17 protein-coding genes are annotated in these 18,710 nt (G+C 65.2%); 7 read left to right on the forward strand and 10 right to left on the reverse strand.

The features are described 5' to 3' along the window. Together EX20_RS32925 and EX20_RS19045 are read left to right on the forward strand one after the other, a co-directional pair. Window positions 1-202 (forward strand): hypothetical protein (locus EX20_RS32925; RefSeq protein WP_231572264.1); only part of this gene is annotated, 202 nt, incomplete at its 5' end. A 422-nt stretch (window positions 203-624) separates the two neighbouring features. Further along, complete coding sequence (locus EX20_RS19045) at window positions 625-1,095, forward strand: ATPase (RefSeq protein WP_034194390.1); 471 nt, start codon at window positions 625-627, stop codon at window positions 1,093-1,095. A gap of 157 nt (window positions 1,096-1,252) precedes the next feature. Here EX20_RS19045 and EX20_RS19050 read toward each other — a convergent pair whose 3' ends face one another. From EX20_RS19050 to EX20_RS19070, 5 genes are all read right to left on the reverse strand, one after another. Then, window positions 1,253-1,936: a DUF429 domain-containing protein gene (locus tag EX20_RS19050; protein ID WP_034194391.1), complete on the reverse strand. Its 684-nt coding sequence runs from the start codon at window positions 1,934-1,936 to the stop codon at window positions 1,253-1,255. 9 nt (window positions 1,937-1,945) lie between these two features. Further along, entirely contained in the window at window positions 1,946-2,470 is a 525-nt protein-coding gene (locus tag EX20_RS19055; RefSeq protein ID WP_034194392.1) for an HD domain-containing protein, read from the reverse strand. Window positions 2,471-2,588: 118 nt separating this feature from the next. Continuing rightward, entirely contained in the window at window positions 2,589-6,059 is a 3,471-nt protein-coding gene (locus EX20_RS19060; RefSeq protein ID WP_034194393.1) for an ATP-binding protein, read from the reverse strand. Window positions 6,060-6,062: 3 nt separating this feature from the next. Next, on the reverse strand, window positions 6,063-7,313 hold the full coding sequence (locus EX20_RS19065) for a metallophosphoesterase family protein (protein ID WP_034194394.1): 1,251 nt from the start codon (window positions 7,311-7,313) through the stop codon (window positions 6,063-6,065). A 670-nt stretch (window positions 7,314-7,983) separates the two neighbouring features. Continuing rightward, window positions 7,984-8,523, reverse strand: a complete 540-nt coding sequence (locus EX20_RS19070) for a hypothetical protein (protein WP_034194395.1) — start codon at window positions 8,521-8,523, stop codon at window positions 7,984-7,986. Between the two features lie 166 nt (window positions 8,524-8,689). On the opposite strand from EX20_RS19070, the gene EX20_RS32020 reads away from it, so the two are divergent. Next, on the forward strand, window positions 8,690-8,860 hold the full coding sequence (locus EX20_RS32020) for a hypothetical protein (protein ID WP_155625283.1): 171 nt from the start codon (window positions 8,690-8,692) through the stop codon (window positions 8,858-8,860). Window positions 8,861-8,951: 91 nt separating this feature from the next. Continuing rightward, window positions 8,952-9,890, forward strand: a complete 939-nt coding sequence (locus EX20_RS19075; protein WP_034194396.1) for a tyrosine-type recombinase/integrase — start codon at window positions 8,952-8,954, stop codon at window positions 9,888-9,890. Window positions 9,891-9,924: 34 nt separating this feature from the next. On the opposite strand, the gene EX20_RS19080 is transcribed toward EX20_RS19075, so the two are convergent. Together EX20_RS19080 and parS are read right to left on the reverse strand one after the other, a co-directional pair. Continuing rightward, complete coding sequence (locus tag EX20_RS19080; RefSeq protein WP_034194397.1) at window positions 9,925-10,404, reverse strand: RES family NAD+ phosphorylase; 480 nt, start codon at window positions 10,402-10,404, stop codon at window positions 9,925-9,927. After that, window positions 10,401-10,856, reverse strand: a complete 456-nt coding sequence (parS, locus tag EX20_RS19085; protein ID WP_034194398.1) for a type II RES/Xre toxin-antitoxin system antitoxin — start codon at window positions 10,854-10,856, stop codon at window positions 10,401-10,403. The genes EX20_RS19080 and parS overlap by 4 nt, the downstream gene beginning before the upstream one ends. Before the next feature lie 875 nt (window positions 10,857-11,731). Between parS and EX20_RS19090 the strand changes: the two genes are divergently transcribed. Together EX20_RS19090 and EX20_RS19095 are read left to right on the forward strand one after the other, a co-directional pair. After that, window positions 11,732-12,043 (forward strand): DUF4148 domain-containing protein, encoded by a 312-nt coding sequence (locus EX20_RS19090; RefSeq protein WP_034194399.1) that lies wholly within the window; start codon window positions 11,732-11,734, stop codon window positions 12,041-12,043. Between the two features lie 262 nt (window positions 12,044-12,305). After that, on the forward strand, window positions 12,306-13,013 hold the full coding sequence (locus tag EX20_RS19095) for a dienelactone hydrolase family protein (RefSeq protein ID WP_034194400.1): 708 nt from the start codon (window positions 12,306-12,308) through the stop codon (window positions 13,011-13,013). 312 nt (window positions 13,014-13,325) lie between these two features. Here EX20_RS19095 and EX20_RS19100 read toward each other — a convergent pair whose 3' ends face one another. Further along, complete coding sequence (locus EX20_RS19100) at window positions 13,326-14,267, reverse strand: LysR family transcriptional regulator (RefSeq protein ID WP_014725508.1); 942 nt, start codon at window positions 14,265-14,267, stop codon at window positions 13,326-13,328. A 240-nt stretch (window positions 14,268-14,507) separates the two neighbouring features. Continuing rightward, a complete protein-coding gene (locus EX20_RS19105) occupies window positions 14,508-15,803 on the reverse strand; it encodes an adenylosuccinate synthase (RefSeq protein WP_034194401.1) in 1,296 nt (431 codons plus the stop codon). A gap of 139 nt (window positions 15,804-15,942) precedes the next feature. Here EX20_RS19105 and gcvA point away from each other — a divergent pair, with 139 nt between their 5' ends. Then, on the forward strand, window positions 15,943-16,848 hold the full coding sequence (gene gcvA, locus EX20_RS19110; RefSeq protein ID WP_034194402.1) for a transcriptional regulator GcvA: 906 nt from the start codon (window positions 15,943-15,945) through the stop codon (window positions 16,846-16,848). 216 nt (window positions 16,849-17,064) lie between these two features. Here gcvA and EX20_RS19115 read toward each other — a convergent pair whose 3' ends face one another. Beyond that, complete coding sequence (locus EX20_RS19115) at window positions 17,065-17,391, reverse strand: hypothetical protein (protein ID WP_011879644.1); 327 nt, start codon at window positions 17,389-17,391, stop codon at window positions 17,065-17,067. Window positions 17,392-18,710: the final 1,319 nt, after the last annotated feature.

Raw genomic sequence — 18,710 nt, forward strand, 5'->3', positions numbered from 1 at the left:
TGACAGGTATATGAATCTCTTCATAAACCTGACTTACTTTAGTGTGAGACTCTTGATACTTTCGCTTTCTGATCCGAAGATCAGCCCGCTTCCATCAAGCGCCCACACTTATCGGCTGTTAATTTTTAAAGAGCATTTCTGCGAGGAACTTCGTGTTTCTCAGCAGCGCTGCGTTTTCAGCAGCAGAGAAGCGAGATTATGAACCGTCTTTCTTCACTCGTCAACAACTTTTTGAACTGCTTCGTTGTGACGGTGAGGGGTTCAGCTTCGTGTGCGTTCGGGTCGTTACAACCGCCCCAACCGCACCGCTTCCCTTCTTCTCCCGCGCCGCGTTTCCGGTAGCGCGAAAGAGGCGTGATTCTATGCATCCGCCTCTCGCAATGCAACCCCTTTGTGAAAATATTTTGAAAAAGCCACCTGGGCTATCGCGTACAGCGGCTTCCGGTGTCGTGCTCATCACGCTCTATATATATCGCCGCACGAACGAGGTACCCGCCGGATAAGAGGAAGTCAGCGCCGCTATATCGAACAGCGGTCACGCCGCGATTCGACCACGCGCGGCATTTGACTCACGCCAGCCATCAGGCCGGAGCACAAACAACGACGTGCTCGCCGTCGCGTATCATGCCGCGATCGAACAACGCACTCATACCGACGATGGACAGCACCACTCAATCCGGCGACGCCGATCTTCGCGACGAATATGCAGCCCTGCGCGAGCGCGCCGTCATGCTCGAAGAACAAGTGCCGCCGCTCCTGCAACGCATTTCGGACGTCCTGCCGCGAATCAGCGGCGAGTCGGAGCTCGCGGACGAGCATCGCGAACGGCTCGTCGGCGCGCGCAACGCTGCGATGGTCTCGATCGAAAACTATCAGCAGGCGATCCCGTTCCTGCAGACGGCCGACTCGATCATCGAACAGCTCGACAAGACGCCGGAGCGCGATGAGGACGTCGAGTGGCGCGAATCGCTGCTGCAGCGACTCGACGAACTGATCGACGTAGCGGTCGTGATGATCGACGATGCGCAAACGTATTTCGAGCAGGCAGACGCCTGCGATCTGTCCAACATACCGAAATCGATTCTCGAAGAATGAGCGCCGCGGCCGGAAGGCAGACGACTCGCCTGCACACGTCGCGCTTGCGGCCGCCCGCCACCATTTCCGCCATCAACGGCGATCGCTCGGCGCGGCTCCCGAAAAGGCTCACCTTGGCGCCGTGCGATCAGAGCCTCAACCGCACACCGCCGCGTCGCTACAGCGTATCGAGAACGATCGTCCGGTCGACCACCGGCACGCGGATATAGCCGCCCGCCGCATCCCCATACGCATGCGCGTTTCCATCGATCACGTATTGCGCGGTCAACGCGCAAAGCGTCGCATCGCGTGCGTCGACCGATCGAAGTGCGGTCACGTCGACCCCGAGCTGCATCAATAATTGCCGGCGCTGGTTGCGCTTCTGCTTCGCCGAGGCGATCGCCTTGCCGAGCAACGCGCACGTAATTGCATACGGGTAAGTCTCGAAGCTCATGCGCTCGCCCGCATACCGCGCGTCGGTGAGCAACGGATAGGTATCCGCCAGCGCGCGGTAAACGCGCTCTCCGATGAACATCCAGTCGAAGAAGCCCGACGCGCTCGCTACGGCCTGCTCGCGCGACGGCGTCGGAAAGCATGAAATCCGTTCGCGCGCGAGCGCCTGCTCGGCGGCCCGACGACCGCTTCCCGTCCACCAGATGCTCGGCGCGTCGACGCCGACGGCCACCACGTCATGCTCGATGCACAGCGCGGGCAGCGCCTCGGGTGCGATCCGCGCCGCGTGGTAGACGATCGCCGCGCCGCGCAGTATCACTAGATCGCATTGTTTCTTGTCGCCGCCCACGTCGACGCCCGCCACCGCGGGCAGCGATCGCGCGACGGATAGAAATCGGGCCGCCAGCATGGCCGCATATCACTCGGCGGGCCGCGCGGCGTACGCGGCATCGAAGATCGCTTCCAGGCCGGGATGCACGCCGCGCATCCGGTCGACGACCGACTTCGCCCAGTCGAAATACGCGCGCTTGCGCTCGATCGGCCAGTCGGCCGGCGGATGCCGCGCGATGTCGCGCACATTGCAGATCTTGTCGGCGAGCTTCACGAGCTTCGCGCGCCGGCTGATGCTGCCCGCATGCTCGACCTGCAGGCGCTTGCGCTCGTCTTTCGGCAACGACTTGTCGTCGCTGACTTCCATCACGATGTCCGCGACGTCCTTGCCGAACAGTCGCAGCAATTCCTGCTCGGTGGTCTCCGTATCCTCGATCGTGTCGTGCAGCACCGCTGCGACGAGCACGCGCTCGTCGTCGATGCCCGCTTCGTTGGCCAGCACGTCGGCGAGCGCGATCGGGTGATTGATGTACGGCGACGCGTCTTCGTCCTTGCGTCGCTGATTTCGGTGTTTGTCGGCCGCGAACGCGATGGCGGCTACCAGCTTGTTCATGTCGCTCCCTCGTGTGGCCGGCCCGCGACGAGCGGGCCGGCCGTCGGCATTTCGCAACCGCACATACTACCTGTCCGAAACGACCATTCCCACCTATCGGGTAGCGCGCCGCTCGCCATCACGCACCGGCCGCCTCGCGCTGCAACGCCACCACGTTCACCTGCACGCCGAACACGTCGCGCACGAGCGGCAGCAAGTGATCGTGGTGCGTGAGGAACAGCACCTGCGTGCGCGTCGACAGATCGCGCAGCGCCTCGAGCCCGGCCTTCGCACGCGTATCGTCGAAGTTGATGAACAGGTCGTCGGCAACGAACGGCAAGCCGGGCCGGCTGGCAAGCTGCAATTCGAGCGCTGCGATCCGCAGCGCGAGGAACAGCTGGTCGCGCGTGCCTTCGCTCAGGCCCGCGACGTCCACCGACGTGCCCTTCGTGCGCCGCGCATACAGCGCGGGCGGCGACCGTTCGGTGTCGACGGTGAGCCGCGCGAATTCGCCGAGCGTGAGCCCCGCGAAAATCTCGCCGGCGCGGCGCAGCATCGGCCCCTGCTTCTGGTCGCGATAGCGATCGATCGCCCACTTCAGCAGACGGCTCGCCGTAGCGGCTTCGAGATACTGCTCGGCCGCCTCGCCCATCGCCGCCAACGCTTCCTGCCGCTTCGCCTCGGCCAGCGCCGCGTTGGCCTGTCCGTCGATCGCGCCGAACGCCTGCTGCGCGACGACCTGTTGCTGGGCGAGCGCGTTCAGGCGCGCGCCGATGTCGCCGAGCGCCTGCTTCACTTCTTCGAGCTGCGCGGGCACGTCGGCGATGTCCTGCTCCTCGACTTCCGCCTCGATCGCCGACTGGGACAACCCATCGCCGTCGCGCACCAGCGCTTGCTTCGCGGCGTCCACGGCCTGTCGAAGCGCGCGATGCCGATCCGAGCGCTCGGCCAGCGGCAACGCCGCATCGATCGTCGCGACTGCCGCCAGCTGCAGCAGCGGCTGAACGCGTGCCTGCGCACCGGCCACCGCGGCGGCCGCATCGGCCACCTTGTCGTCGGCCTGCGTCACCGCCTCGTCGGCGCGATCGACGGCGCGTGCCGTTTCCCGTGCCGCCGCCAGCCGCACGGTCAACCGGCGCGCGACGTCCAGCCAGTCGTCGCTCGCCAGCCATGACGGCGCGAGCGCGCCCGCGAGCCGGCGCGCACCGGCCTCGAGCGCAGCGAGTTCAGCGCGGATCGCGGCCATCCGGTTGCGCGGCGCGTCGGCCGCAGCGAGTTCGCCCGTCACCGTCGTCGCGAGCCCGAGCGCACCTTCCGCGGCGGCCAGCGTGCCCGCGCTCGCGGAAAGCTGTGCGTCGGCAAGCGCCTCGAGCCATTGCGCGTGCCAGGCGTCATACGCGGTCTCGGCCTGGCCGGCCCGCGAGCGCGCGGTCGCGCGGCCGCGGTCGGCTTCGCGCACGCGGTCCTCGAGGCTCTCCTTCTGCGCGAGCGTCTTTTCGGCCGTCTGCACGTATGTCTCTGCGATCGCGACGAGCGCCGCCAACCCGTCGGCGTCGTTGCCGCGGGATACGGCGCGCAGCGCCGAACGCAACGCGTGTTCGGTCGCGGTGCGCGCATCGCGGATCGTCGCGAGCTCGCGGCGCTGACGGTCGAGCTCCAGCTGCGCGGCCAAAACCGAATCGCGCTTCGCGAGCCAGTCGCTCATCGCCGCGAGCGGCATGCCGGGTACGCCGGCCGCCGTCGCGAGTTCCGCCCACGCGCTGCGATGCGCGGCGAGCTCACGTTCGCGCTCGTCCATTGCCGCTTGCCGGCGCGTGAGCACCGCCCGCGCCGACTCGACCTGCTGACGCAGCGATTGCAGCGCGGCCGCCGCTTGCGTGGCGCCGAGCTGGGCGTCGACGAGTTCGTCGGCCAGGCGGATCGCATCGTCGATGGCCGGCGCACCGATGGCCAGGTCGACCGCGCCGTCGCGGACGTCGCCCCATGCGACGTCGCGGCGTGCGCGTGCGGCCAGCACCTCCGCGGTCGTGACGACCTTGTGCGTCTCCGCGAAATGCCGCTCCTGCAGTTCGAGCCGTTCGAGTTCTTCGCGCGCGCCGTCGCGTGCATCGCGCGCGGCTGCCGCCGCACTCGCGCGCTCGCTGGCTTCGTTCAGCAGCACGCCGAGCCGCGCGGCCGACGGCACATCGAGCACCCGCAGCGCGTCGACCGGCTTGCGCCAGTGGCCGAGCGCATCGAGCGCGTCGGCGAGCGTGCGTTCGGCGGCCGCGATGTCGCGTTCGAGCGCCTGTTCCCGCTGAGCGCTACCGCGCAAGCCCTGCGCATCGGCAAGCGCGGTGCGAAGTGTCTGCGGCACATCGACGGTGGACACGCGCGCCAGTTGTTCCTGCGCGTGCGCGTGTTCGCGCGTGCGCTCGTCGAGCGACTCGCGTGCGCCGGTCAGCGCCTGATGCAGCGCGCCGTGGTCGCGCAACAGGTTCGCGACCGTCTTCAGCGACAGCGCGGTCGGCAACGCCGCGCGCAGCGACGGCTCGTCGGTGGGCCAGCCGAGCTGCGCGGCGGCGGCCGCTGCCGCGGACAGATGCCGCTCGACGTCGGCGCCGAGCAGCAGCAAATCCTGCGCGTGGTTCATGCAGGCGCCGCGCAAGCGGTCGAGCGCTTCGATGTCGCCGGCGAGCGCGAGCGCGTCGGCATCGGGAACGATCGCGTCGCGCGCTTGCCGTTTCGCGAGCAGGTCCGCGCGACGCTCTTCGAGCACCTTCTGCTCGGCAGCCAGATCGCCTTGCGCCTTCAGCAAGTCCGCGTACGCGCTGGGCGGCAACTCGACGACGGCGCCCAGTTCCGCGAGCGCCGCTTCCTTGAAGGTCAATTCCTTCAGGTACGGCGCCAGCCGCCGCACGCGTTCGAGCTTCGAGCGCAGCGTTTCGAGACGACGCTGCTCGGCACGCGCCTGGTCGATCTCGTGCTCGATCGCGTCGCGCGCCTCCTTGCGCTCGACCCAGTCGCGCGTGCGCACCTGAACCGCCTTCAGTTCGCCGACCGCATCGTTGTATGAAGTCTCGGCCAGTGCGAACGCACTGCCGCTGCGTCGGGGCGCCCACAGCTCGGCCGCTCGCGCGTCGAGTTCCTCGCGCACGGGCCCGAGCGTGCCGACGCCGGCCGCGGATTCGAACAGCACTTGGCCGAGCTTGTCGGACGCATCGAGAATGCTCCGGCCGCCGTCGACGAGGCGCCCATGGTCGAGCCCGAACATCTGCTCGAAGAATTCGCGCGTCGCGCCATCGAGAATCGACGCGAGGTAATCGTCCGGCAGTTTGTCGTCGGCAGGCGTGCGCAACGAGCTGCGCCCGCGTGCGCGATGAAACGCGAGCGGGCCTGCGTTGCCCTCCAGCACGCCGCCGATCCGCAGGTCGGGCGTCGCGTGCAGGAAGTCGAGCGGCGTCTGCAATTTCATTCCGAACAGCAATTCCGACACGGCGGTCCGGATCGTCGACTTGCCGGCTTCGTTCGGCCCGACGATCACGTGGAAATCCTGCGCAGCTGCCGGAAAGCGCAATGTTTCGTCGGTGAACTTGCCGTACCGGATCAGATCGAGTTGGCTGATGCGCATCGCTTATTCCCCCGTCGCGAGCCGCGCGAGCAACGCGGGACCGACCTGCTCGACGAGCGCCGTGAGTTCGCCGGCGCGCGCCATCGTCAGCAGCGGCACCTCTTCCTTCACGTCGCTGCGCACCTTGCCGACGAATGGCTTGAGGTCGCGTTCGAGCAGCGCCAGGAAATCCGGATCGTGCGCGGCGTCGGCGAGGATCTGCTTCAGATCCTCGAGCGCTTCGAACTGCTCCCGGTCGCCCTTCTGCTGCTCCGGCGCGGACGTCGCGAGCCGGACCTTCTCCAGCCACAGTCGATCGTTGCCGACGATGCCGATCTGGTTCAGCACCTCGGCGCGCAACTGCGGCGCCCGGCCGAAAAACAGGCCGTGCGCCGGTGTACGGCCGGTGACCGTGACGCGCACCGCACGCGGCACGTGTGCGTCGACGCTCAGCAGCGCGTCCAGCGACTGGCCGATTCTCTTCGACAGATCGGCGACGGTGAGGCACTCGGACGCGTCGACCGATACGGCTTCCCAGCGCAGCACGTCGAGATACAGACGCTCGACCTGCGTGCGGCCCTGTTCGACCGTCACGAGCACCGCGCCGCGGCGGCCCGTCTCGCGGATGTGGCGGCCCTGCAGGTTGCCGGGAAACACGATGGTCGAGGGCTCCGACCATTGCTGAAATTCATGCACATGACCGAGCGCCCAGTAGTCGTAGCCCTTCGCATGCAGCTCGGCGAGCGTGCACGGCGCATAGTTCGCGTGCGCAGCATAGCCTTCGAGCGCCGTGTGCAGCACGCCGATGTTGTAATGGCCGGGCACCGGGTCCGGATAGCCGATCGCGAGATTGTCGACGACAGCCTTGTCCTTGAAGCTCTGCCCGTGCAGCGCCACCTCGAATTCCGGCAGCCGGAAGGTTTCCGGCTTGCGGTGGCCGAACACCGTCACGTTGTCGGGCAACGCCAGTTTCTTCGTCATCTCGCTTTCGGCATCGTGATTGCCGCCGAGCACGAATGCGCGAATGCCTTCCTTGCGCAAGCGCCCCATCTGCTGACCGAAGAAGATGCCGGTGTTGTGATCCTTCCAGTCGCCGTCGTAGAGGTCGCCCGCGATCACGAGGAAGGCGACTTCCTCTTCGATCGCTCGATCGACGAGTTGCCGCAACGCTTCGCGCGAGGCGTTGCGCAATTGCGCAGCCGGCGCGTCGGGATAGGCGCTCAGGCCGTGCAACGGGCTGTCGAGGTGAATGTCTGCCGCGTGGATGAACTTCACGAAGAATCCTCTGGTTCATGACGATGGGCGATGCCGCGGCGATTGCGCGCTGAACGAAGCTCGCACCGTCGATGGGGCGATGCGCGTCACAACCGCTGCGACCGCGTCGCCCTGCGGGCGGGATGGTACCCGAAAGCGGGTGCGCGGCATGTGCCGGGCCCGGAACGCCGGCAAGCGCGTGGTGGCTCCGGCTCGACAAACGTGCTGGTCGAAGCATGGTAGACGCGATGCATCATGGCGTCGTGCGATGTTTCGCTGTCGACTGGCGAAGCTGCCCACACATTTGCGCCGTGCGCGGGGTTCGACGTGCGTCGCGGTGCAGCAAGGTGAAATCGGTGTGGAGGCCCGGAGTCATGCGTCACGATGGTGATCGTTGTACCCGCTTTGCCCGCAGCGGCGAGCTTGCCTCGCTATTTAAGCATGGCGCGCTGGCGATCGGCATCCCGACGCGGACCGCCCGCGGCGAATCAATCGGCCTAAGGTCAGCCGGATCGTTTGCGAAACGACTCGAACGACTAGATTCGCGTGCGAGCGCTGACGGCAGCGCCTATCTCCATAAAATGACGCAGCCCGGTCACATAGGTGACCGGGCTGCTTCCATCGAGTTCGCGGCTCTGCTCAATCGCGGCCCGAATCGAAGCGGGCCGCGTGTTCGCTCAAAGCGTTCTGCTTACAGCGCACCGCCTTGCGCCGACGCCGAGCCCTTCAATCCGACCGATGCGCCGCCCTGTACCGGGTTCGCCGCACCTTCGAGCGCTTCGCCGGCCTTTGCCTTCGCTTCGCCGGCGACGTCGCCGGCCGTCGAGACCGCACCTTGCGCGTGGCTCTTCGCGGAACTTGCGACGCGCTTCACGTGCGACTTGGTCGCATGCGCAGCCGATGTCGCCGCGTCCTTGGCCGAGCCGGCAGCCGAACCGACTGCGTGCGTCGCGCCATCGACCGCGTTGCCCGCGGCCGGGCCCACGCCGCTGACCGTGTTGCCGACGCCGTGCAGCGCCCCGCCGACGAGATTGCCCGCGCCCGCACCCGAGCCCGCCGCGTTCGCGCCGGCACCCGCCTGCACGCCCACGCCGCCGCCGAGCAACGGCGTCTGAACTTGTGCGCCAACGCCGGCGGAGCCCGCGGCGCCCGTCTGAGCCGATTGTGCGAAGGCAGCCGATGCGATTGCCGTCAGCGCGGCGCCAAGCAGGATCGTACGAATCTTGTTCATGGTCATTCTCCCTAAAGACGTTGTTGCTGCGGGCCGCCTGTCGCGGCTTGTCGCATGCCTCGCCGCGACGTGCGGCAGGTGGAGCTAATGTAGCGATGCCAACGCCGAAAACCGCCGAATTGCGGCGACTGTTACTTCGGTTGCAAATGCTGACGATTGACTAACAGTGTTTGACAATCATGTCGGCGGGCCGCTGATCGGGCGGCCCGCAATCGCGGGCATGGGCGATTACGACGTGATGCCGTTGGCTGATAGCGAACCTCTCCGTTCACGTAGTGATCCGAAACATATGTGCAGCGCCACGGGTATGAAGTGGCGCGGCAAGCAACTGCCGTGAATCGGCTCGACGTCGATCGATACGCGTGAACGCATTGCACGTGCCGACGGCAACATTGCGGGCGGCACCGCATTACGGCTATAAATCAGGCATGGACACGAATCGCTGGACTCACGACCCCGTCGGTGCGTTTCTCGCGTGGCAGCAAACGGCTGCCAGGGGAGCCGACCGTCGTCCGTTTGCGCCGCGATCGATCGTGCAGCACACAGCGATGTTCGAGCGGTTCTTGCGCCATCTCGTCGCGCATCGCGTGTCGCTCGCCACGTTCGGCGCCGATCACGTGGCGGCGTTTTTGAGCGAACTGGAGCGCAGCTGCGCGCCCGGCACGTCGACGCGCGTGCGCTACGCGAAGCTGATCGACAGACTGTGCCGACATCTCGTCGAAACCGATGTACGCACGATCCATCCGGCTGGCCGGACGACGCACAACGCAGGATGGCCGGACAGCGAACCCGAACCGTGCTATCTGCCGGCCGAAGCCGACACGGCGCTGCAGCGCTACGTGCAGCCGCGTCCCGGAGATACGCCCACCGCGTGCCGGAACCGCGCGATCGTTGCAGTGCTGCTCGGGACCGGTATCACGTCGGCCGAGATTCGTGCGGCGACGCGCAATGCGCTCGATCTCGACGCACGGCCGCCGTCGATGAGCGTACCGCGCGCGCATGCGAGGCCCGCGCGTACGATCCCGGTCGCGCCGTTTGCGGTTGCGCCGCTCGGCGCGTGGTGCGCGATGTCCGTCGATGCGCCGGCCTCCACGTTGCTCTTTCCTGCTCCGCGACGCGGCGCTGCGATGAACGACATGTTCCTGCTGATGGTCGTGCGCGACGCGCTGAAAGCGATCGGCTTTCACGCAACCGATCTCGGGCCGCGCGTACTGCGCAATACGTATGCGCGTCGCCAGTTGCTCGACGGCCGATCGCATGCCGATGTCAGCGCGCTGCTCGGCCTGAGCAGCGCAAGAACGGTCACGCGAATCGGCCGGACTCTCGCGCCCGACGCAGCGGCGGATCGCGCCGCGCACGAGCGGTGATCGGCGCGACACGCTCGACAGTGCGCAGCGGACGCTAGTCGCGTCGAGTGGTCTGGAACAGATGCAGAATGCGCCTGTCGTACGGCGACTGCATGACTTCCGCGATCCGCACGTCGGATGCGGCCGAATGCAGCGGATTCAGCAGAAAGTTGTGCGCATGCGGGACGACGACGCTCGGCACGCGCAGCAACGCGCTTGGTTGCGTCTGCAACCACTCGGTGCCGGCGCTGCGCGTCCAGTCGACGTTCTCACGCCAGTCGGCAGGCGCGTCCCCTTCGGAAATCTCGGCAACGTCGACCGATTCAGACGCCTCGATGCGGAGAAGCTGGTATCCGCTGGGCAACTGCGCGACGGTGGCGATTTCGAAGTGAACGAGGGTCTCGAGCAGCGCAAGCGCCGGATGCTCGGCGAGGTAGACGACGGGCTGTCCGGCGAAGTGCCAGCGCCCGCCGGCCCGCAATCCGCCGACGCCTTTGAGGTCAGCGTAGTTGCTGATCCGCCAGAGCGTCGTCAAGCGAAGTATCCTTCGTCGATCTGCGTAAGGAGTTCTTCGACGAGCCGCGCACCGTGCTCGGTGCTCGACATGTCGAGCGACGTGCGGCCGCCGAAGCGCTGAAGCCCGTTGCGCAGCCATGCCATCGCCTTGTCCGCATCGCCGAACGTGGCCATCGCCTGCGCGACGATCCGCGCGAGCCGGATCGCCTTGTCCGATTCCTCGGGTGACAGGCGCTCGTGCGCCTGGCGACGATGACTCAATGTGCGACGCGGGATGATGAACGCGAGTTCGTCGGATTTCAAACCACGCTCCGAGAATCGATCAATCACCGCGACATCGACACGTGCGTTCGCCAGATCGGCGAGATCGGCTCCGGAGCGAACGCGAATCGCGAGCAACTGCTCCAGGATCGTAAATTCGGCCTGGCGCGGGTGGGCAATGCCCGATGGATGGAACGCGATCGTGCTCATGGGTGTGCTCCGGCAATTTGCCCAAACATTATAGGCGTTTTGCCGAAGGCTGGGGCGGATGTTGCCGGGAGGAAGGGTTGTGCCGTTCGTTGACTACTGGCGCTGTCGCTGTATTTATGGTCGGGACCGGCCGGGAAGTGGCGGTTGGTTCGTTCAGTATATAAAGTCGAGCGAAACGTCATACGGTTGTCACGTGACAAATTTTCCGATGGTGTACCGTCGGTGCACGCCGGGCTGGCACGTCCGCAGGTTGGGGCGCAGCGAAGGTTCGCCGGTCATTCGCTGTCGAAATCCGGCCGTCGGTTTGGTCTTTACTGCGACCATGTCGCCGGATTCGTTCACGCAACCAAGTTGAAGGGCTGGCGATCTTCACTTTGGCAACACAGATTCGCACAGGACAGATGGCGAATTCCCCATAAGCGTCCAGAAGATGCCTCCGCTCGAAGACAGCGTGGTCGCATGCTCGCGCAGCATTGATATATACGGGTTCGCCGCGACTACGCGCCTGAAGCGGACTTGATCGAGCCTTCACGTGAATGATCTGCTGGGCGCGATGGTGCATCTGAACGTTCTGGCAGATCCATGAAGGTGCAACGGTGGACATGAGCCGCAAGGTAACGACTACCTAGTTTCGCTCTATAGTTAGCGTTCCTATTCGAATAAGAGATCTCCGGCGTCCGTCCGATGCCGCATCGCCATCAATTTAGTACAACGGCCCCGCCCCCACCAAACGGCATCTCCCGCCGACCGTTTACTCAGTTGCAACAATTATTCGCCGGAACGCGTATTTCCGACCAGTATCTCGCTCGCTACGATGCAATCCACCGCTTGACGCAATCAGCGAAGCGCGAAATCTACGAGAACCGGAGGTCACCATGAAGTCCTTTATCTACGCAATTGCCGCTGCTACCGCGCTGTCCGCATCCGCTGCCGCGCTCGCACAGTCAAATTCGTCCGGCCAGTTGACGCGCGAGCAAGTCCGCGCTGAACTGATCCAACTCGAACAGGCCGGATACAAGCCCGAACTTTCAGACGCCCACTACCCGAACGCGCTGCAAGCTGCCCAAGCCCGTATGACGAACAACGACACAACGGGTTACGGCGCTCAGGCCGGTGCCGGTATACGTGCCGGCCGGGTCGTTGCGATCAAGCAGGACGCTCGCGAGTCGATCTACTTCGGTCAATAAGCGCGACGCGTCGAGCCTGCGCGCCACCCCGCCGCCGTTCATCGGGGCGGGTATTGCATTCCCGCGGCTCCTATTTGCATGCAACGCGACGCACGGACCGGCAGTCGTCGCGTCACGCAGCGTGCCTCCTTTTGCGCATAGAATGGCCGCGTGGTCGGCGCCGGCCGAAGCGAATGCAACCGAACCGCGAGTCTCCGGACACACTGCACTCGCTGGCCGCCCGATGCCGCATTCATCGCATTTCTCGCAAAGGAGCGGTTTCATGTCTCAAACATCCGGTTCCATGATCACGTTTCGCCGTCCGGACGGCCAGGAACTGCAAGGCTACTTGGCCACACCGGAAAAGACCGAAGGCGCGCCCGCGGTCGTCGTCATTCAGGAGTGGTGGGGCCTGAATGACCAGATCCGCGGTGTAGCCGATCGCCTCGCCCGCTGCGGCTACGTCGCGCTGGTGCCCGATCTGTACCGCGGCAAGTCGACCGTCGAGGAGGAAGAAGCGCACCACTTGATGACGGGGCTCGACTTCGGCGAAGCAGCTTCGCAGGACATTCCGGGTGCGGTGCAATACCTGAAGACGCGCGCGTCGCGTGTGGCGGTCACCGGTTTCTGCATGGGCGGTGCGCTGACGTTGCTGTCGCTGCAGTTTGCCGATGCTGATGCCGGCGTCACGTGGTATGGCTTCCCGCCGCTCGACTACCTCGATGCTTCGAAGATCAAGGTGCCGTTGATGGGCCATTGGGGGACGCAGGACGACTTCTTCAAGATCGATCAGGTCGACGCGCTGGAGAAGAAGCTGACGGACGCGAACGTCGGCATCGAATTCCACCGCTATCTCGCGCACCATGCGTTTGCAAACGAGACGGCGGTCGGTCCGGGCCGCATCGGCGGTACGCAATTCGATCCGGTATGGTCGCAGATCGCATGGGATCGAACGCTGACGTTCTTCGGACGCACGCTCTGGAGCAAGTGATCCGCTGACCGGCGTTGCCGCTGCTGCGCTTGAAAACGAAACGCCACGGATCGACTCCGTGGCGTCATCCGTTTACAGGGGTGCATGCGGGACCGCAGACCCGCCGTCCCGCATTACCCACTACCGCCTCATCGGCACGCTGGCCGAAATCGTTGACGCTCGACGCTACGCGTCGAAGCTGGCAGAGCGTCTTATACGATGGCGGCTCTAATCGCGGGCATCAACTTCGCAGAACATATCGCGAACGACACCATTTCCTGACCGTTGCAACTGTGGCGCACCAAACAACGCCACGTCAGCGCCAGATATCGCTCAGGACACGCAAGTCCCGCGCAGCGCCGCTTCGTCGGCCGCCAGCATTTCGGGAACGCACTCCCGCAGGAACTCGACGAACGTCCGGATCTTCGCATCGAGATACTGGCGCGATGCATAGAGCGTGTAGACGGTCAGCTTCTGCAGCCGATACTCGGGCAGCACGCGCACCAGCGCACCGCTCGCCAGTGCGGGCACTGCGGTCGACATCGGCAACGAGCCGATCCCGAGGCCCGCACGCAGCGCGGCGCCCAGTGCCTCGGCGATATTGACCTGGAAATCGGACGTCGGCAGCTCGAATGTTTCGCGGCCGTCGGGGCCGTCGAGATGCCAGCGATCGCGCGGAAATATCGGCGTGACGATCTGCAGGCAGGCATGCGATTCGAGATCGCGTACCGTGCGCGGCGTACCGTGCTCCTTCAGATACGCCGGCGCCGCGCACAGCACGCTGTGCACATCGCCGAGCCGCTGCGAGATCAGGCCCGAATCGGGCAGTTCCGTCGTGCTCAATTGCAGCGATACGTCGTAGCCTTCGTCGATGATATCGGGCACATGCTGCGACAGCGTGAGTTCCACCGCCACCGACGGATAGCGCTGCCGGTAGCGCACCACCGCCGGCACCAGGTACGCCTGACCGAAACTCGTCGTCGCGTGCACATGCAGGCGGCCGGAGGGTTTCACCTGGGCGTCTGCCGCCTCGGCCTCCGCTTCGTCGATATAGCCGAGAATGCGCTGGCAGCGATCGAGGTAACGCTGCCCCGCATCGGTCAACGCGATGCGGCGCGTGCTGCGGTTGAGCAGGCGCGTGCGCAGATGAGTTTCGAGTTGTGCGACCGAGCGCGACGCGTATGCAGTCGTGATGTCCAGCCGCTGGGCCGCGCTCGTAAAGCTGCCCTCCTCCGCCACCCGGACGAAAATGCGCATCATCTGTAACGTGTCCATCGGCCTGTCTCCGGGATTGAAATCGCGTCGCAGCAGCGCCCTCTCCGGCACGGCACGGGCTGGCGCGAATCGTGCGGAACAGTACCGCAGCAGTGCAGACGTGTCCAGCTTGCAGCAGGCACGCGCGGGGAACGCGGTTCGCGCGCGGCCACCGACGTCGACGACCAACCGTGAGCCGGCTCCGCAGCAGGTGGGCGCGCGGCGCGGCCATCACTTCACGCACGCCATGCAGCGTCGCACTCAGGCGCGTTCGAAGTCGAACGGATTGCTCAGCACGATCGTGTCGTCGCGCTCGGCGCCGGTCGTGATCATCGACACCGGCGCGCCCGCGACCTCCTCGACCCGCTCGATGAAAGCCTGCGCGGCATGCGGTAATGCCGTACGCTCACGTACGCCTTTCACCGTGCCGTCCCAGCCGGCGAATTCCTCGTAGATCGGCCGGACTCGCAACTGCGCATCGAGGCTCGTGGGCAGGTGAGCGATGCGGGCGCCGTCGAGTTCGTAGCCGACGCACAGCGCGATCGACTCGAAGCCGTCGAGCACATCGAGCTTCGTAAGCGCGAGCGAATCGATACCGGACACGCAAACGGCCTGACGCAGCTGGGCTGCATCGAGCCATCCGCAACGACGCGGCCGGCCGGTGTTGACGCCGAATTCCCGCCCGCGGGCACGCAATCGCTCGCCGGTCGCGTCGCCGAGCTCGGTGAGGAACGGGCCGCCCCCGACCCGTGTCGCATAGGCCTTCGTCACGCCGAGCACGTGGCCGAGCTTCGATGCACCGAGGCCGGTGCCGGCCGCAGCCGCCGACGCGATCGTGCCGGACGAAGTCACGAACGGATAGGTTCCCCAGTCGATGTCGAGCATCACGGCCTGCGAGCCTTCGAACAGGATGCGCTCGCCGCGCGCGTGAGCGTCGTTCAGCTCGGCCCATACGGGTCGCACGAACGGCAGGATCTTCGGCGCGAGCTCGACCAGCGTCGCCAGCATCGCGTCGCGCGAGCTTGGCGCGAGCCCGAGACCGCGAAACCACGCGTTGTGGTGGTCGACCAGTACGTCGAGTTTGTCGGCGAGCCGGTCCGGTTCCGCGAGATCGGCGACGCGCAGCGCGCGGCGGCCTACCTTGTCCTCGTAGGCCGGCCCGATTCCCCGCAGCGTCGTGCCGATCGGTTCGCGTCGCAGGCGCTCCTGCGCCTCGTCGATTGCGCGGTGAATCGGCAGGACGAGTGTCGCGTTCTCCGCGATCGACAGATTGTCGGGCGTCACCGACACGCCGAGTTCGGCCATCCGCGCGATCTCGGCCAGCAGCGCCTCCGGATCGAGCGCCACGCCGTTGCCGATCACGCCGCGCTTGCCGCGTACGATGCCGCTCGGCAGCAGTGCAAGCTTGTACGTTTTCCCGCCGACGACCAGCGTGTGCCCCGCGTTGTGGCCGCCGTTATAGCGTGCGACGAGATCCGCCTGCGCCGCGAGCCAGTCCACGACGCGGCCCTTGCCTTCGTCGCCCCATTGCGCGCCCACCACCACCACGTTCGGCATGGCCGATCCTCCATGTGATAAATCCAGACATATACGCCGGCCATCGGCCGCTTGAACGCAATAGTGGCGTAGTCCCGCTTGCGCGATCAAACGATTAAAACTGATAATTCGCGTGAGGAAATTTCACAGATATGGATAAATGGCCCGGCGACTCCCACCGTTGAATTCATTGCGCGCATTCGAAGCCGCGGCACGGCTCGGCAGTTTCACGTCGGCCGCCGACGAACTGTGCGTCACGCACGGCGCAATCAGTCGCCATGTGCAGCAACTGGAGGCATGGCTCGGCCGGCCTCTATTCGTCCGGCACAATCGGCGCGTCGAGCTCACGGATGCGGGGCGCGCGTATCTCGCTGAAGTGGGCGCCGCGTTGGACAGGATCGCGCTCGCGACTGCGCAGCAATTCGGCGCGGGGCAGCAGCGCGTACTACGCGTCAACGCGCCGGCGACGTTCTCGCTGCGTTGGCTCGTGCCGAAGCTGTCGTCGTTCCAGGTTGCTCATCCAACCATCGAGGTGCGCCTGTCGACATCGAACGAGCCGATCGAGAAGTTGCGGGACAAGGTCGATCTGATCGTCCGAGGCGGCCCGCAGACGATCGACGGTTACGTCGCCGAGGAATTCCTGTCCGAAGTCCGGCTGCCGGTGTGCGCGCCGAAACTGCTCGACAGCCGGCAACTGCGCACACCGGCGGACCTTGCTGGCTTCACGCTGCTGCATGCGGCAACCTATCCCGGCATGTGGCCCGAGTGGCTCGCGGCGGCGGGCCATGCAGATCTGGTTCCGCGGCACTCGCTCACGCTCGAGCACTTCTATCTGACGCTGCAAGGTGCGCTCGACGGCCTCGGCGTCGCGATGGGGCCGATCGCGCTCGTCGCCGACGACATCGCCGAAGGGCGTTTGGTGCAGCCATTCAGCGAGCCGGCGCTGCCGGCGTGGCGCTACTTCACTTACGTGCCGACCGCGCGTGCGAAGGATGAATCCGTGCGCGCATTCACGGGTTGGTTGAAATCGGTGGGAAACGTGGTGCGCGTGGAAACGCGCAGCTGATCATGTCAGAGGCACTGACTAAGTAAACCGTCTGGGAATAGGCGAATGGCGGTGTTGGCCGAAACGTACCCTGACGATCATTGCACCCCCATCACCAAGGATAACGAATCAATTCAGCGGTGGTCGAACTCATATGATGACTGGATGACGCGCATTCATTTGTGCATGCGCGAGCGACAAACCCCGGTTCGAGCAGGGCTTGTCGCCAGATAACGCTTATTGGCTTGCGCCAGCCGCCTCGGCTGCTTTCTTCTGCGCGTTCTGCAGGTTCTGCGGATAGTTCGGATCGTTGGCTGCCGGCTTGTAACCAGCGGCTTCGAGCTTCTTTAGCTCAGCTGTGTTTTTCGCGCGTGCCGCCTTGCGTTCGGCCTTGCGTTTTGCGCGGGCAGCCTTGCGCGCCTCGTGCTTCGCGGCCTTGGCATCCGACGCGGTGGATGCGGCCGGTGCGCTGGCATCGGTCTGCGCGAATACTGGCGCGGTCGAGCCGAGGAGGAAAGCAGCCGCCGAAGCAGCCAGTGCGAGCTTTTTGATCTGGATTCGCATCACTGAACTCTCTTTTGTGATTGGTCACGGAGTGAAGTACATCGAGATACCGCCCCTGCCCCTGGTCGTCTTCATATTTCGAACAGGGCCCGAACATCATAACCGGGTTGCGGAAAAGGTGGCGCTATCGTCGCGACATTCGTCGGGATGTCGAGGAGACGCCACAATCGTGGTTGCCGTCAGCGTGTGTCGGCGATCTTAGGCTTCGACGTCGCGACGAGCGTGTGGCCGGCCCGATGCGTTTCCGCCATACGATGCGCTTCAAGTTCCGATGCTCCGTTTTGGTGCTTCGCTCACCGCCACCTCGGGAATAGCGTCACGCGCGTAGCGCGATGTGGGGGCCGGTCAAGTGTGGGTTTGTCATCGACGTCGATGGCTGTGCGGGCGGACTCTCCGCCGCGCCGTTATTCGGTGTCGTTCCGTTTTATATCCATTCATTTGCCCCATAAACGACCACGGTGTGTCCGGGATAGGTACGCGGCGCTGCGTCTGACACTCCCATACGCGGTGGACGATTGGTCACCCAACGCCAGGGTATCCGGTGACCTGTCTGCGCGCTTCGTCGGGATGCATCAGGTGTTGGGGCCGCTATGGCGTCGAGGTCGACGGCACAGTTTGAAGGTTCGATCGGCATCTCGCCCGCATGTCCTGGCTGTGGTCGCGCTTTTAATAGCCGCGACTCAGTGCTGGGTCAGCGCAACCTGGCGCGTTGTTCACGCCACTATGGTCTGGGGGATCCCACAGATGCCGCCTTCCACGATACCACCGCCGTTCAGCAGTGGTATCGAAAAAGGTGCACGGTCGACGAGCCCAGGTCGAGCTCTGCAGCAACGCGCGGGCGGTCTCGATGGTGCCGTTGATCGCCGCCATGCGGTGCGCCGAACCTCACTGTGCCGGCTAATCGAAAGGTAGAAAGTTGTGAGGCTGCGTGAGGCAAGCATCACAGGAGGCGCTTCCATAGTGGGCAGGTAGGGGCGCCGAAAACGCGGGACAGCGCGGCTATGACTCCGGGCGACTTTTTCAGGAAAGGGGCACGTCTGACGCACAACACACTACGCAAGTCTCGATTCGGGCGATTTTCCTCCACCGCCGCGTCAAAAGTGATGCGCGCCGCAGGAAGGCTCAGCTGCTCGGCACGCCCAATACTCGGCAAAGCGCTCGGCATCGTCAGCCCTTATACGATCCCATAGGGGGGAACCTTTGGCCGTGAAGCCGCTATTCCATCCCATAAGTTGCTACGTTTCCATCGCTGTGAGTGTGTACTCACCCCTTTGGAAACCCGTGTCAGGCGTGGCCTCGCAGTAGAACGAGGCGGCAAA

This window comes from Burkholderia sp. WP42 (assembly GCF_000745665.1).
GTDB classification, from domain to species: Bacteria; Pseudomonadota; Gammaproteobacteria; order Burkholderiales; family Burkholderiaceae; genus Burkholderia; species Burkholderia vietnamiensis.